Annotated in this window: 11 protein-coding genes; 3 read left to right on the top strand and 8 right to left on the bottom strand. The window is 60.5% G+C overall.

From position 1 onward, the window contains the following. Positions 1 to 141 precede the first annotated feature (141 nt). A complete protein-coding gene (locus tag C6A40_RS09460) occupies positions 142 to 2,505 on the bottom strand; it encodes a glycoside hydrolase family 31 protein (RefSeq protein ID WP_045333971.1) in 2,364 nt (787 codons plus the stop codon). A gap of 17 nt (positions 2,506 to 2,522) precedes the next feature. Then, positions 2,523 to 3,824 carry an MFS transporter gene (locus C6A40_RS09455; protein WP_008501189.1) on the bottom strand — a complete coding sequence of 434 codons (1,302 nt, stop codon included), beginning with the start codon at positions 3,822 to 3,824 and terminating at the stop codon, positions 2,523 to 2,525. A gap of 288 nt (positions 3,825 to 4,112) precedes the next feature. On the opposite strand from C6A40_RS09455, the gene C6A40_RS09450 reads away from it, so the two are divergent. Further along, on the top strand, positions 4,113 to 5,186 hold the full coding sequence (locus C6A40_RS09450; protein WP_023326968.1) for a LacI family DNA-binding transcriptional regulator: 1,074 nt from the start codon (positions 4,113 to 4,115) through the stop codon (positions 5,184 to 5,186). Here the strand turns inward: C6A40_RS09450 and C6A40_RS09445 are convergent. The 4 genes from C6A40_RS09445 to C6A40_RS09430 form a co-directional block, all read right to left on the bottom strand. Next, on the bottom strand, positions 5,183 to 6,439 hold the full coding sequence (locus C6A40_RS09445; RefSeq protein WP_045333975.1) for a DUF1479 domain-containing protein: 1,257 nt from the start codon (positions 6,437 to 6,439) through the stop codon (positions 5,183 to 5,185). The two genes, C6A40_RS09450 and C6A40_RS09445, sit on opposite strands and share 4 nt — an antisense overlap. Positions 6,440 to 6,590: 151 nt before the next feature. After that, on the bottom strand, positions 6,591 to 7,406 hold the full coding sequence (locus tag C6A40_RS09440) for a Cof-type HAD-IIB family hydrolase (protein WP_008501192.1): 816 nt from the start codon (positions 7,404 to 7,406) through the stop codon (positions 6,591 to 6,593). A gap of 166 nt (positions 7,407 to 7,572) precedes the next feature. Continuing rightward, positions 7,573 to 10,005 carry a formate C-acetyltransferase/glycerol dehydratase family glycyl radical enzyme gene (locus C6A40_RS09435; protein ID WP_045333978.1) on the bottom strand — a complete coding sequence of 811 codons (2,433 nt, stop codon included), beginning with the start codon at positions 10,003 to 10,005 and terminating at the stop codon, positions 7,573 to 7,575. A gap of 4 nt (positions 10,006 to 10,009) precedes the next feature. Beyond that, positions 10,010 to 10,909, bottom strand: coding sequence for a glycyl-radical enzyme activating protein (locus C6A40_RS09430; RefSeq protein WP_008501194.1), 900 nt, complete (start codon positions 10,907 to 10,909; stop codon positions 10,010 to 10,012). Positions 10,910 to 11,038: 129 nt separating this feature from the next. On the opposite strand from C6A40_RS09430, the gene fsa reads away from it, so the two are divergent. Then, positions 11,039 to 11,701, top strand: coding sequence for a fructose-6-phosphate aldolase (gene fsa / locus C6A40_RS09425; RefSeq protein ID WP_008501195.1), 663 nt, complete (start codon positions 11,039 to 11,041; stop codon positions 11,699 to 11,701). Between the two features lie 86 nt (positions 11,702 to 11,787). On the opposite strand, the gene moeB is transcribed toward fsa, so the two are convergent. After that, positions 11,788 to 12,540, bottom strand: coding sequence for a molybdopterin-synthase adenylyltransferase MoeB (moeB, locus tag C6A40_RS09420; protein ID WP_045333981.1), 753 nt, complete (start codon positions 12,538 to 12,540; stop codon positions 11,788 to 11,790). Position 12,541: 1 nt separating this feature from the next. Beyond that, the gene (gene moeA, locus C6A40_RS09415; protein ID WP_008501197.1) at positions 12,542 to 13,774 is read right to left on the bottom strand and encodes a molybdopterin molybdotransferase MoeA; all 1,233 of its coding nucleotides are present in this window, start codon (positions 13,772 to 13,774) and stop codon (positions 12,542 to 12,544) included. Positions 13,775 to 13,961: 187 nt separating this feature from the next. Here moeA and iaaA point away from each other — a divergent pair, with 187 nt between their 5' ends. Beyond that, positions 13,962 to 14,900: a beta-aspartyl-peptidase gene (gene iaaA / locus C6A40_RS09410; protein ID WP_032622895.1), complete on the top strand. Its 939-nt coding sequence runs from the start codon at positions 13,962 to 13,964 to the stop codon at positions 14,898 to 14,900. Positions 14,901 to 14,911: the final 11 nt, after the last annotated feature.

Here is a 14,911-nt window from a genome sequence, read left to right as displayed (position 1 = left end):
CAGAGTGTGGTGCGGATAGACTAAAAGTGTTACCTATGTTCCCGGTCTGATCTGTCACCTATGTATCCGGTCATACACTTCGCTTACCGGGCCTACGGGTGACTGTAGGCCGGGTAAGGCGAAGCCGCCACCCGGCAATGTTCAGAGCACCCACTCACTCCTTTCAACCCCGTTCACCCGCAGCGTACGTTTTTCCCCCGCCGGTAATGATACCTTCAGCGCCTTCCACGTCGGACGATAGTCGCCGCGCGCGTTCACCTTCAGGTTGATGGTTGCGCCATCGCACACCATTTCCCATTCCACCCACAGCGCATTGCCGTTCAGGTAGCCCCAGCTTTCACCGTCGTCTTCAAACAGCAGCCCCGAGGTTGTGCCCACGCCTTTCACCGGGAACAGCTTCAGCTCGCGGGTCGTATCTTTTTCGGCACTCACATGCGTGATGCGCTCGCTGAGCGGCAGACCGGCCCCGGCGCGCACCAGCAGCGGCAGTTTTTCGAGCGGCGCATCGAGGACGATGGATTGTCCGCCCGCATACCACGCGTGAGTGTAAAAATCGTACCAGCCCGTTTCGTTATCCGGCAGCCAGACGCGGCGCTCGCGCTGCCCGGCTTCGACGACGCTGGCGACCAGCAGGTCGCGGCCCAGCAGGAAGTCGTCGCACTCTTTGAAGGTTTGCGCGTCGTGCTCGTGGTCGAGGAAGGTCGGGCGCAGCATCGGCTCGTCGTCGGCGTGCGCCTGCCAGAGCAGGGTGTAGAGATACGGCAGCAGGCGGTAGCGCAGCTCAATCGCGCCGCGAATGGCAGGCGTGACGCCCGGATACATCCACGGCTCGTTCACCGTCTGGTCATCGTTCCACGAGTGAATGGTAAAGCGCGGGTGCATCACGCCGTTCTGCACCCAGCGCACGAACAGCTCGGCGTCCGGCTTGTCGCCGGAGAAACCGCCGACGTCATGGCCGACGTTGAACAGCCCGGACAGGCTCATGCCCAGCCCCATGCGGATGTTATAGCGCAGGGTGTCCCAGTTGGTGCGGTTGTCGCCGCTCCAGGTCTGGACGTAGCGCTGCATCCCGGCGCAGCCGGAGCGGGAGATCAGATACGGACGCTTTTCCGGCGCAAAGCGCTGCTGCGCTTCCAGCGAGGCGCGCATCATCAGCAGCGGCATCACCGGGCGAATATGCTTGATGGCGATCTCCTGGCCGAAGCCAAAGCAGCGGGCTTCCCCGTCCCACACTTCATATTCGTTATTGTCGTTCCAGGTGGAGTCGATGCCCATCTCCAGCAGCTGCGTGGTGACGCCGTTCTGCCACCACTGCACCGTCTGCGGGTTGGTAAAGTCGAGGTGTGAGCCTTCGTCATCCCAGAAGCTGGAACGTTCGGGTGCATCGGTTTCTGAATCGCGAATGAACAGACCGCGTTCAGCCACTTCGCTGTAGCGCGGATGGTCCTGCAACAGGCACGGCTTGATGTTAGCCGCAAGCTTCAGTCCCGCGTCGTGGAAGGCCTGGCTCATCACCTTCGGCTGCGGCACCTTGTCATAGTTCCAGTTGAAGACGTAGCGCTTGCCGTTGATGGAGGTATAGCCGGAGGAGAGCTGGAATGAGTCGCACGGAATGGCGTGCTCTTCGCACAGGCGGATAAAGTTCATCAGCTGGTTCTGGGCGTCCGGCGCGTCGGTGTAGTGCATGGTTGAGCCGCTGTAGCCCAGGCTCCATTTCGGTCCGAACAGCGTTTTTCCGGTCAGGCGAACAAAGGCTTTAGTGACGTCCAGCGCGCGCCTGCCGGTAAAGATGTAGTAATCGATATCGCCCGCTTCCGCTTGCCAGCGGCGATAGGCGGTGTGGTAGTTATCGATCTCGTTACCCAGATCCAGCCAGCAGCTGCTCAGGTTGTCGTAGAACAGGCCGTAGCTCACGTCGTCGCGGCGGGTGAGGGTGAACGGAATGTGCTTGTACAGCGGGTCGGTGCTGGCGGCGTTGTATCCCATCGCGTCCAGGTTACGCATCTCGTAGCGTTTACCGTTGCGCTGCAGATCGCCCGCTTTCTCACCCAGGCCGTAGAAACGCTCGTCCTTGCGGCGGCTGAGGTAGTGCGCCACGCCGTCGCCGTGGGCGTTCAGCAGGTAGGCGCTGGTGGGGCGGTCGTTGACCAGCGGCTGCCACTCGCCCGCGTCATTGCGGTAGTGCCACTCCAGCCACAGCGGCTGGTGGACGGTGACGCGCAGCTGCTCGGTTGCCACGGTTAACGTATCGTCCTGCTGCGTCAGCGTCCAGGCCGGGCAGGTGAAGCCGCTGACATCGTCGCGACGGCGACCTTCCCACGGCACGTCTTGTTCCGGGGCGATGCTCCAGGTGCGGTCCAGCGCCAGCTCGCCTTTGCGTTTGATCAGCACGCGGAACAGGTTCTCTTCCAGTACATACAGGCACAGGCGGTGCTGGTTATCGACCAGCAGTTCAAGATGGTTTGCCGACTGCGTATCAACGGTCCAGTTTTTCAGGGTTTTCATATGCAATACATCCACTATCAGGCGCGCTTGGCGCGACGTTCAGCAATAAATGCTACCAGGAAGAGAGCGCCAATCAGGTCAAAGAAGCCCATGGCGATAAAGAGCGGGTTAAAGCCGATTTTGTCGGCGGTCACACCGATTAACAGCGAGAACAGGAAGCTGGCGATCCACGCCGCCGAGCCGCGCATGCCGTTGACTGTCGCCATCTGGCCTTTGTCGAACGACTCAACGACCAGGGCGCTCAGCATGCAGGAGATGATCTGGTGCCCGAAGCCGCCGATGGAGATCAGCACGATGGTGATATACGGGTCGCGGGTAATGGCCACGATGGCCAGCGAGATCATCAGGAACGCGCCCGTCACGGAGCTGGCGACGACAGAGTTCACGCGGGAGCAGCCGAACAGGCGGGTGTACAGACGCGTCAGGTAGCCGCTTGCCACGCTGCCGAGGTCGGCGGCGAGGAACGGCAGCCAGGCAAACATCGCAATCTGCTTCAGGTCCATACCGTGCTCTTTGGCAAGGTACAGCGGCACCCAGAAGCTCAGCACCGCCCAGGCGGGTTCTGCCATAAAGGCCGGAATGGCGATACCGTAGAAACGTTTGTTTTTTGAAACGGTTTTCAGCGCGGTCAGGAAGGGCAGTTTGACCGGCGCCGGTTCGTTATCCTGCTTGATAAACGCCAGCTCGTCCTTGCTCAGGTTCGGGTGCTGCTCGGGGTTGTGGTAGAACGCCCACCAGAGGATCACCCACAGCAGCGCCAGCACGCCGGTAAACATAAACGCGCCCTGCCAGCCGAACGAGGCGTGAGCAAAGTAGATGATAGGGGGAGCCAGCATTGCGCCGATGGAGAAGCCCACGCCCGCCCAGCCGGCGGCAACGGGACGCTCTGATTTCGGGAACCATTCGCCGATGGTTTTGGCGTTCGCCGGGGTAGCGGCGGCTTCGGAAGCTCCCATAAAGAAGCGCAGTATGGCCAGGTGCAGCCAGCTTCCGGCGCCCGCGTGGAAAATACACATCAGCGCCCAGATACCGGCGCAGACCATAAAGCCAATCTTCAGGCCAATGACGTCAATCAGCCAGCCGCACAGGGGCTGGAAAATGGTATAGGCGATCTGAAACGCGCCGACGATCCAGGAGTATTGCTCGGTGGTGATCCCGAGGCTCTCTTTAAGCTCCGGAGCGAGAATACCTAAGGAATTTCGGGTGATGTAGTTAACGGTGACGCCCAGCAAAAACAGCACCAGCACGTACCAGCGCAGGTTCTTGATGACGCGACGGGTTTTGCTTGTCGCAATGGTGTTATTGATGTCCTGACTCATTTTACTCTCCACAAGACGGACGGTAAGGGGACGGAGGTTCAGGTGTCACACAGATTGTTATGCCTTTGATTTCTATCCGCTTATAATGCTTAAGTTGCTATACAACTAGTATGGAAGCTGTGTGACAAGTTCACCTTAAGGAAGAAAATGAGTGGGCAAAAGTGGATTTTGTGCAAAATTTCTCATAACCGACGAAAACACTCTGGCATGATGGCATTCATGCCAGTTATTGCCTGACAAATACGCTATGAAAATTTTTTCATTTCGCAAATGGAGCCAGATCACAAAATGGACAAAAGGCTAAAAATCACCGAAATCGCGGCCCGCACGCAGCTCTCCATCAGCACCGTTTCGCGGGTGCTGGCGGGGAAAGCGAATACCAGCGAAAAAGCGCGTGCAAAGGTGCTGGCGTGCGCGCGCGAGCTGGGGGTAATGGACGGCATGGCGGCCGGGCGTCTGCTGCTTAACAGCCTGGTGGTTTTTGCCCCGCAGCGCGCTTTCGACGAGCGGTCCGACATCTTTTACTACCGCGTGATCCAGAGCGTGAGCAAAGCCCTTGCCTCCCACGAGGTCCGGTTGCGCTACTGCGCGCTGGAGGAGAACGACAGCGACGCCCAGCTGTTTCTGGCGCGGATGAACGAGCCGGATACCCAGGCGGCCATTCTTCTCGGTATTGACGATCCGCATATCCACGATCTGGCTGTGGACGTGGGCAAACCCTGCATGCTGATTAACTGCCGCGACCGGCACATGCGTCTGCCTGCCGTTGCGCCGGATCACCGCGCCATCGGCGAGCGGGCGGCGGAGTACCTGTTCGAGATGGGACACCGCGAGGTGATGAACGTGCTGTGCCTGCGTCGCTACACGATGGAGCTGCGCCTGTCGGGGATCCGCGACGCGTGGCAGTCCCACAACCTGGCGTTCAACGACAAGCGCGATCTGCTGGTGGTGCCGAGCTTCAGCGCCAGAGAGACGGAGCAGCTGGTGAGCGATTGGCTAAATCAGCAGCAGGGAAAAGACCTGCCGACGGCGTTCCTGGTTGGCGGCGACTTTATGGCGGCGGGCACCATCAGCGCCTTACAAAACCACGGCCTGCGCGTGCCGCAGGACGTCTCGGTGATGAGCATCGACGGCTTTAACCTGGCGGCGATTCAGGATGTTCCATTAACGGCCGTGCATGTTCCCCGCGATGAGCTGGGAACGGAAGCGGTACACATGCTCCAGCAGCGGCTCATGCGCCCGGACGCGCCGGTGGGCACATTGCTGCTGAACGGCACGCTGGCCGTGCGGGAATCGGTACGGCGGATACGTCAGGGGAAACGACGCACCGCCGTGGAGCGGGAAGGGCTGTACGACAGCTAGACCATGCCCAGCGCGCGTTTGCCGTGGATGTTGAGATCGTTCACGGTAAAGCGGTCCTGCCAGGTTTTTTCATAATCCTCGCGCGGGAAGTCTCCCGGCGACGCGCCGGTCTCCAGCGCTTCCTTGACCTTCTTCGCATAGGCGAGGTTTTTCTCGCACATCGGTGCGGCGGGGATGTACATCACGTTGCCCCAGCCCTGCTGATCTTCCACCGGCGCGACGGAGTGGATCACATCGCAGTGCCACCACACCGAATCACCCGCCTCCAGCGCAGGAATGCTGGTCAGCGCCTCGATAAGCAGCGGGTGCCACTTCTCAGAAACCGGCAGCACGCGCCCCGGCGCCACGCCGCACAGCTCGTCTTCCGGCACGTCGTCCAGCAGCGGACGCAGCAGAATGTACGCCATTGCTTCCGGGATCGGCACCACGTGCAGCAGCCCCTGGCCGGGGATCATATCCGACAGCGCCGTCCAGCCCTGGAAGGTGCGGAACACCGAGCATTTGGTGGTGTTATCGACGGTATACTCTTCCACTTCGGTACGGTGCGCGGCGTTCCACGGATCGTATTTCTCGACGTTGCCGTCAAACACGCGGGCAAAAACCTGCTGGTAAGCCGGCAGCAGCCAGCGCTCCAGCGCGCCGGAGTCGGTATGCGCGCCCAGCCCTTTCGAGGTGGTTCCCGGCGGACGGCGGCGGATACGATCCGGGTAAATCACGCTCACGTCCGGGTCGAACCACTGCTTGCCGTTGCTCTCGAACGTCCATAAGCGGTTCAGGAACGACTGCACCTGCGCCATTTCTTCGCTCTGGCGCGCCTGCATTTGCGCCTGCGACCAGTAGATCGGGTAAATCTCCGGACGGGAAGCGGTCAGGGTGCCGAAGAAGTTATCGCCTGGCCCTTTGTACACCTCGTCAAACTTGTTCAGATCGAGGTAGTCGAGCATCGACTGATCCCACGCCAGCGCCTGCTCGCGCGGGAAGTGACCTTTAATCACCGCGCAGCCGCGACGCTTAACGGCCTCGCGCTGTGCGTCGGTAATCGTGCCGTTTTTCACATCGTTAAACGGAATCACCGGCCAGACGGATTCACCTTTATTTTTAAGGGCGTTAATTTCCGCCACTCGGGTGGCAATGCTGTCGCTGAGCTTGTCGAACACCGCCTGCACGTCGCCGATCTGCGCGCGTAATTCACGTTTCAACTGACGGATTGCCGCTTTGTGATCCGCTGGCAAGGTTTCACTGGTAAAGGTCATAACTGCCTCGCATCTTTCATTCGAAAGTAAAAGTGTCTACAAGTGATACTTTAAGTTAAAAATAAGTTAATGCAAGTTTAAAAACTTGACCTGCGCCACAGGACGGGAAAATGAGTGAGGGTGCCGGAGCAGGGCTCCGGCGAGAAGAGGATCAGGCGTCGAACGGGGAATGGTTGTCGAGCACGGCCTGAATGACGTTCAGCGCGCCGTGATGGTTGTTGTCATCGGTGCTGTAGCGGCTGATTTCTTTGATGCTCTCTGCCGCGTTGCCCATCGCAAAGGAATATTTCACCAGCTTCAGCATCTCGGCATCGTTGCCGCTGTCGCCAATCGCCACGCACTCTTGCGGAGAAATTTTCCAGCGCTTCAGCAGACGGCTGATGCCGTTAGCTTTGTGCAGGCCGGGGATAATTAAATCCACAAAGCCAAAGCCGCTGGTGACCGGCTTCATGATGCCGTCCAGGGAGACGTGGAGTTTATCCACCAGATTAGGAATATCGCTGTCCGGCAGGTTCAGGGAGAACTTAAACAGCACGTCGTCAATGTCGCGGTAATCGCTGATGCGCTTTAAGCGGTGGTAGTGCTTTGACATTAGCGCCACGAACGCGTCCGGCGCTTTATCGCTGACGTAGGCGCTCTCCAGCCCGCAGGCCACGAAGTTAAGCCCTTTGTCTTTCAGCAGTTCGCCAATCACGATCTGCGATTCATGGCGGGTCAGCTCGCCGTGAAAAATCTGCTCGCCGCGATCGAACACCAGCGCGCCGTTTTCCGCCACGAAGGAGATCCGATCTTTAAGCTCCGGAAAGAAGGAGATGAGCTGGTAATACTGGTTGCCGCTGGCGACAACAAATTCAATGTCGCGGGCTTTAAGCTGTTCAAACTGTGCCTGGAAGCGGTCACGATCGTACTGCTTGGCATCATCAAGGAAAGTTCCGTCCATATCGGTGACGATAACTTTAACGGTCATACTGTGCTCCTGGGTCACTGCGTTTTGAAACATTCTAATAACAAGGTGACGGGGAGCACAAATTTAATTTCGAATGAAAGTCAGAAAGCCGGGTGGCGGCTTCGCCTTACCCGGCCTACGGGGAGACTCTGTAGGCCCGGTAAGCGCAGCGCCACCGGGCGTTTTCTTACAGCGTATGCTCAGTACGGGCGATAATATCGTCCTGCGCATCCGGCGACAGGGCGGTGAAGAACGCCGAGTAACCCGCGACGCGTACAACCAGGTCACGGTACTGGTCCGGGTGTTTCTTCGCCTCCAGCAGCGTTTCGCGCGAGACGATGTTGTACTGAATATGCCAGCCCTTATGCACCTCGAAGAAGGTGCGCAACAGCACCATCAGCTTCTGGCGATCGCTGTCGTTTTCCAGCGTTGACGGGTTCAGCTTCTGGTTCAGCAGCACGCCGCCGAGAATCGCTTCCGTCGGCAGTTTGCCCACCGAGCCAATTACCGCCGTCGGGCCGAGGTGGTCGGTACCCGAAGCCGGGCTGGCCCCTTCCGCCAGCGGCGTGTGCGCCTTACGTCCGTCCGGCGTCGCCATCGTCGCTGCGCCAAACGGCACGTTCGCGGAGATGGAAGAGGTGCCCGCGTAGTAGTTACCGCCAATCGGACCGCGGCCGTAGCGCGGGTTATGGTACTGCTTCAGCTCTTCAATGTAGGTCTGATAGGCGCGGGTCAGCAGCATATCCACGCTGTCGTCGTCGTTGCCGTACTTCGGCGCGCCGTTGATCAGGCGCTGGCGCAGCTGCTCGTGGGTCAGTCCGTCGAAATCATCGGCCAGCGCCGCCGCCAGCTGCTGCTGGCCAATGACGCCCTGTTCGAACACCAGCTTCTTGACCGCCGCCAGGCTGTTGCCGAGGTTGGCGATCCCCACCTGCAGGCCGGACACCCAGTCATACTTCGCGCCGCCCTGCTTGATGCTTTTCGCGCGCTCGATGCAGTCGTCCACCAGCGCCGAGCAGAGAATGTCGTGGACGTTCTCCTCCAGCATGGTGTCCACGACGTACTCAATCTCGATGGATTTGCGGGTGTAGTAGCGGATCTGGCTATCCCACGCCGCCATCACCTCCTCGAAGTTATCGAAGTTACCGGCAGAGAGGGCTTTCTCCTGCGGCAGGAACACCTTGCCGCTGGTGGCGTCGCGGCCGCCTTCCAGCGCGGCGAGCATCACGCGGGCGAAGTTGATGAAGCTCATGCCGGTGCAGCGGTAGCCCCATTTGCCGCCCACCGCGGTTTCGATACAGCCAATGGCCGCGTAGTCGTAGGCGTCGTCGCGTTCAACGCCGAGCTTGATGAATTCCGGAATGACGATTTCGTCGTTGTTAAAGGCAGGCATCCCGAAGCCGCAGCGGATCACCTGCACGCAGGCGTCGAGGAAGTCGTTGCTCATGCCCGCGTGATAGCGCACGCTCAGGTTCGGCTGGGTGGAGCGCAAGCGACCGCAGGATTCCAGAATCGCGTAGGAGAGCGGGTTCACCGCGTCCATCGGCTCACCGTTGACCAGCTTCTGGCCGCCGATGGTGACGTTCTGGTACAGCGGGCTACCGGCGGAAGCCTTCGAGTGCGAGCCGGAGCGGATCTTGTTCACTTCCAGCAATTTCAGCCAGCAGCTGTGCAGCAGCTCGATGGCGTGCTCGCGGTCCAGGCTCTGATTCAGCTCCACGTCGCGGCGGTAGTACGGATAGAGATACTGGTCCATACGCGCGAAGGAGACGGAGTGGCCGTTGGACTCAATCTGCAGGATCAGCTGAATGAAGTAGCACAGCTGCAGCGCCTGCCAGAAGGTTTTTGGCGGCTCGTGGGCGATTACGTCACAGTTTTCCGCCATTGCCAGCAGCTCGTCGCGGCGGCTTACGCGGGTTTCGGTGGAGGCCATTTCACGCGCCAGTTCGGCAAAGCGTTTGATGTGCAGGCTCACCGCTTCCAGCACGATATCGATCGCCTTCAGGAACTGGTCGCCGTGCAGGTCTTCCAGCACCGTCAGGTTGATGCGCGAGCGGCGCTCGGCCACTTTGGCGCGCAGGCCGTCGAGACCTTTCTCCAGCACCAGGGGGAAGTTCACCGCCAGGTGCGCGTCGCCGGAGGTCATGTTGCCTTCGGCTTTGATGATGCCGGTTTCCAGCAGGCCTTTCTGCTCGTCGGTGAACATGCCGTAGCAGCGGTCCTGCACCGTCTGGCCGCGCCACCACGGGCAGATTTCATGCAGCACGCGCTTGTTCTCTTCGCTCACCGCAAAGCCCGCGCCCGGACGATCCGCCAGATCGTCAATCTCTTTCTCAATCCAGGAGACGGTGTATTCCGGGAAGATCGGCGCGGCGCGCACTTCGCTGGCCTGGTTCCCGATGATCAGCTCATCGTGCTTGATCCAGATGGTACGCTTGGCCAGGTGATGCGCCAGCGCCAGGGCGCGGCGCACCGGGATCGGCTTGTCCATGTGCTGCTGGTACATTTCGGTGTAATGCTGCGCGCGCTCGGTACAGACCGGCGGCTTCACGATATGCACCAGGGCCGTTTTGTGCGCCTTAATGCGCTCGCTGAGGGTGTTGAGATTCAGGGTGGTCATAGGTTTATCCTCGTAAGGTCGCGGTTAACCCTTTCTGGCAGGCGTACTGCTGCGCGAAGTCCAGCAGGGCAGGGTTATCCAGCGGTTTGTCAGGGGCAGAGTAGGGTTGGCCGAGCAGGGTGTATTTGTTCATGCCCAGCGTGTGATACGGCAGAAAATGAATATCGTGGACGCCGAGTTCATCGGCAGCGAAGTTGGTAATGGCGGTGATGGAGGCTTCATCCGCGTTGAAGCCCTGGATCAGCGGCACGCGGATGGTGATCGTTTTCCCGGCGGCGGCCAGGCGTTTCAGGTTGTCCAGGATGCGCTTAGCCGAACCGTCCGTCCACTGCTTGAACACGTCTCCGTCGACATGCTTCAGGTCGGCGAGGAACAGATCGACGTACGGTAATGACGGCTCGATATAGTGCCACGGCACGTGAAGGCAGGTTTCGACGGCGGTGTGGATACCCTGGTCATGGCTGGCTTTAAACAGCGCGTGCGCCAGCTCCGGGTTCATAAACGGTTCGCCGCCGGAGAGGGTGATCCCGCCGCCGCTGCGGTCGTAGAAGGGTTTATCGCGCAGTACGGTCGCCATGATCTCCTCGACCTGCTGTTCTTCGCCGCAAACGGTCAGCGCCTGCGTCGGGCAGCAGTCGGTGAGGGCATCAAGCGTCTCTTCACTCAGCTTTTCGCGGTGGATGACCAGGCCATTCAGCGCGCGTTCGATGCAGCCCGGTGCCGCCTGCTGGCACAGGTCGCAGCCGTCCAGGCACAGACGCGCATCAAACAGTACGTCCCGGCTGCGGGAGCGGCTTTCCGGGTTCTGGCACCAGCGACAGCCCAGCGAGCAGCCTTTCAGGAACACCACGGTACGAATTCCGGGGCCGTCGTGGGTAGAGTAACGCTGAATATTGAAGATCATGTTTTTCGCCTCTCATCTTGCATATGAAGATTAAATTACTTTCGAATGAAAGTTATCTTGATGCAGGTCAACTCTTGAGCAGGTTTTGTCGTGATAGGGTAAGTGCAGGCTAATTTTGAGGGTGACATCATGGAACTTTATCTCGACACATCTGACGTTGCGGCAGTCAAAAAGCTGGCGCGTATCTTCCCGCTGGCGGGCGTGACCACCAACCCAAGCATCGTTGCGGCCGGTAAAACGCCGCTCGACGAACTGCTGCCCGCGCTGCACGATGCGCTGGGCGGCAAGGGCCGTCTGTTCGCGCAGGTGATGGCGACCACCGCCGAAGGGATGGTGGAAGACGCGCGTAAGCTGCGCGCCATCATTAACGATCTGGTGGTGAAAGTGCCGGTGACCGCAGAAGGGCTGGCGGCGATCAAGATGCTGAAGGCGGAAGGGATCCCGACCCTGGGCACGGCGGTCTACGGTGCCGCGCAGGGAATGCTCTCCGCGCTGGCGGGGGCGGAGTATGTGGCGCCTTACGTTAACCGCGTGGACGCGCAGGGCGGGGACGGGATTCAGACCGTAATTGAGCTGCAACAGCTGCTGACGCTGCACGCGCCGCAGTCAAAGGTGTTGGCCGCGAGCTTTAAAACCCCGCGTCAGGCGCTGGACTGCCTGCTGGCAGGCTGCGAGTCCATCACGCTGCCGCTGGACGTGGCGCAGCAGTTTATTACTTCCCCTGCGGTGGATGCGGCGATCGTGAAGTTTGAGCAGGACTGGCAGGGGGCGTTTGGACGGACGTCCATCTGACGCGGTTGCCGGGTGGCGCTAACGCTTACCCGGCCTGCGTTCGAGCCGTTGTAGGTCGGGTAAGGCGAAGCCGCCACCCGACTTTTTTATTTGCTGCACACCTCACACCCGGGGTTACGCATCAGCTTCATCTCGCGGAACTGGCAGGTCATCGCGTCATACATCACGATTTTCCCCGCGGCGGGCGTGCCGTAATTCGTCAGCACCTTGATCGCTTCCATTGCCTGCAATGAACCAATCACGCCGACGAGCGGCGCCATCACGCCCGCCTCAACGCAGGTCAGCGCATTCTCGCCAAACAGACGGCTCAGGCAGCGGTAACAGGGTTCACCCTCGGCGTACGTGAAGACGCTGATTTGCCCCTCCATGCGGATCGCCGCCCCGGAGACCAGCGGGGTTTTGTGAGCAAAACAGCCCGCGTTGAGCTGATTACGGACGGTGACGTTATCCGTGCAGTCCAGGACCAGATCGTGCCGGGCAATCTGCGCGGAGAGCGCGTCGTCATCCAGCATTGCGTCAATCAGCGTGAACTGAACGTGGGGGTTGATGCGCGCCAGCGCCGCTCTGGCGGATTCCACTTTCGGCTGGCCCACCGTCGCGTCGCTGTGCAGCGTCTGGCGCTGCAGGTTGGACACCGACACGGTATCGAAATCCAGCAGCGTCATGCTTCCTACGCCCGCCGCGGCAAGGTACTGCGCGGCGGCGCAGCCCAGCCCGCCCAGCCCGACGACCAGCACGCTGGCCGCCTTGAGCGCTTCCTGACCTTCGAAATCAAACCCGCGCAGCACAATCTGGCGGTTGTAGCGCATCATCTCCTGATCGCTCAGCTCCACCGTCATGTCAGCCTCCGAACAGGTGGTTAAAGCGCTCGACCTCAACCCATTCGCCGGCTTCCACGTTGCCGCGCTCGCGCTCCAGCACGATGAAGCAGTTGCCCAGACTGAAGGAGCTGAAAATGTGCGAACCCTGATGTCCGGTGGTGCTCACTTCGAGCTCGCCGTCCGCACCGCGCGCCAGAATGCCGCGCTGGAAATCGAGACGGCCCGGTGATTTTTTCAACCGCGTGGCGGCACGCACGCGCACGCGTTCCGGCAGCGGGCTGGCCTTGTTGCCGGAAAGCTTCGCCAGCAGCGGGATCGCCAGCTGGTAGAAGGTGAGTGCCGCCGAGACCGGGTTACCCGGCAGGCCGCAGAACCAGCTGTGTGGAAGCTTGCCAAACGCGAACGGTTTGCCCGGCTTGATCGCCAGCTTCCAGAAGGCGATTTCGCCCAGCTCTTCAAGAAGGGTTTTGGTGTAATCCGCTTCGCCCACGGAGACGCCGCCGGAGCTGATGACCACGTCGGCGGATTTATCCGCCTCGATAAACGCCGCGCGCAGTTTTTCCGGGTCGTCTGGAATAATGCCGAGGTTAATCACCTCGCAGCCCAGCTGCTCCAGCATCAGGTGTACCGCCAGGCGGTTGGTGTCGTAAATCTGGCCGTCCTGCAGCGGCTGGCCCGGAAGCTGCAGCTCGTCGCCGGTGGAGAAAACGGCGACGCGCACTTTGCGGATAACGTCAACTTCCGCGATGCCGAGCGAGGCCAGCACCGGCAGCTCCGCCACCGTCAGCCTTTGCCCGGCGGCAAAAACGGTCGCGCCGAGGGTGATGTCTTCGCCCGTGCGGCGGATGTTCTGGCCCGCTTTGACGCTGGCGGTAAAACGCACGCCGTCGTCGGTCTGTTCGGTCTCTTCCTGCATGACGACAGCGTCGCAGCCAGCCGGAACTGGCGCGCCGGTCATGATGCGCACGCAGGTGCCCGCAGGCCATTCGCCGCTAAATGGCTGACCCGCAAAGGCTTTACCCGCCACCGGCAGGGCGTTACCCGTCTGGAGATCCGCCAGGCGTACCGCGTAACCGTCCATTGCGGAGTTATCAAACCCCGGCACGTTGAGCGGGGAGACGATATCGCGTGCGGCAATACGGCCAAAACAGCGCACGAGGGGCAGCGTCTCAACGTCATGCAGCGGGGAAACTCGGTCAAGCATCTGCGTGAGTGCCGTCTCAAGCGGCATCAGTCCGGCGGTAAAATCCATGGTGGGCTCCTGCGGAGTAACAACGAAAGCGTCCATTATGGCAGAAAAGTGCGGCTAACTGTATGACCGGAGGGTGTACGCTTTACATCACTGTTACGTCTTTCTATATTCAAAAATCATCTGAAGTTTCGTCGACGATAATGATATTTATAGAAAAAGCCGCAAAACAGGCTAACGGGTGATGCGAATGGTTAAGGCGGTAATCGCAATTCATGGCGGGGCCGGGGCAATCACCCGTGCACAGCTCACTCCTGAGCAGGAAAAGCGCTACATCGACGCGCTGTACGCCATTGTCGAAACGGGCCAGAAAATGCTGGAAGCGGGCGAGAGCGCGCTGGACGTGGTCACCGAGGCGGTACGCCTGCTGGAGGAGTGCCCGTTATTTAATGCGGGGATAGGTTCGGTCTTTACCCGGGATGAAACCCACGAGCTGGATGCCTGCGTCATGGACGGTATCTCCCTGAAAGCGGGGGCCGTGGCAGGCGTCAGCCACCTGCGTAACCCGGTGCTGGCCGCGCGTCTGGTGATGGAAGAGAGCCCGCACGTGCTGCTGACGGGCGCGGGGGCGGAGAGGTTTGCCTTCGAACACGGAATGGCGCCGGTATCGCCCGATCTGTTTTCCACAGAGGCGCGCTATCAGCAGCTGCTGGACGCCCGTTCGGCGGGCATGACGCAGCTTGACCATACTGCGCCGCTGGATGAGCGCAGCAAAATGGGCACGGTCGGCGCGGTGGCGCTCGACAAAGCGGGCAACCTCGCGGCGGCAACCTCCACGGGCGGGATGACCAACAAGCTCCCCGGACGCGTGGGCGACAGCCCGCTGCCCGGCGCGGGCTGCTATGCCAATAACGCGACGGCGGCGGTGTCGTGTACCGGCACCGGGGAAGTCTTTATTCGTGCCCTTGCGGCCTACGACATCACCGCGCTGATGGATTACGGCGGTTTAAGCCTCAGCGAAGCCTGCGAGCGCGTGGTGATGGAGAAATTACCTGCCCTGGGCGGCGTCGGCGGGCTGATTGCGGTGGATCGCGAGGGTAACGTGGCCCTGCCGTTCAACAGTGAAGGCATGTACCGCGCCTGGGGCTATGCCGGTGATGAGCCGAGCACGGGGATCTATCGTGAATAAGGGGGCAGCGC

It is taken from the genome of Enterobacter sp. GER_MD16_1505_Eko_090 (assembly GCF_003331015.1).
In the GTDB taxonomy this organism is placed as follows: Bacteria; Pseudomonadota; Gammaproteobacteria; order Enterobacterales; family Enterobacteriaceae; genus Enterobacter; species Enterobacter roggenkampii.
The sequence above is the reverse complement of the archived record's forward strand: the minus strand, read 5'-3'. Positions and strand labels throughout refer to the sequence as shown.

Coding starts and splice junctions, on each gene's coding strand:
- C6A40_RS09460 (WP_045333971.1), bottom strand. CDS start 2,505: ATGAAAACCCTGAAAAACTGGACCGTTGATACGCAGTCGGCAAACCAT.
- C6A40_RS09455 (WP_008501189.1), bottom strand. CDS start 3,824: ATGAGTCAGGACATCAATAACACCATTGCGACAAGCAAAACCCGTCGC.
- C6A40_RS09450 (WP_023326968.1), top strand. CDS start 4,113: ATGGACAAAAGGCTAAAAATCACCGAAATCGCGGCCCGCACGCAGCTC.
- C6A40_RS09445 (WP_045333975.1), bottom strand. CDS start 6,439: ATGACCTTTACCAGTGAAACCTTGCCAGCGGATCACAAAGCGGCAATC.
- C6A40_RS09440 (WP_008501192.1), bottom strand. CDS start 7,406: ATGACCGTTAAAGTTATCGTCACCGATATGGACGGAACTTTCCTTGAT.
- C6A40_RS09435 (WP_045333978.1), bottom strand. CDS start 10,005: ATGACCACCCTGAATCTCAACACCCTCAGCGAGCGCATTAAGGCGCAC.
- C6A40_RS09430 (WP_008501194.1), bottom strand. CDS start 10,909: ATGATCTTCAATATTCAGCGTTACTCTACCCACGACGGCCCCGGAATT.
- fsa (WP_008501195.1), top strand. CDS start 11,039: ATGGAACTTTATCTCGACACATCTGACGTTGCGGCAGTCAAAAAGCTG.
- moeB (WP_045333981.1), bottom strand. CDS start 12,540: ATGACGGTGGAGCTGAGCGATCAGGAGATGATGCGCTACAACCGCCAG.
- moeA (WP_008501197.1), bottom strand. CDS start 13,774: ATGGATTTTACCGCCGGACTGATGCCGCTTGAGACGGCACTCACGCAG.
- iaaA (WP_032622895.1), top strand. CDS start 13,962: ATGGTTAAGGCGGTAATCGCAATTCATGGCGGGGCCGGGGCAATCACC.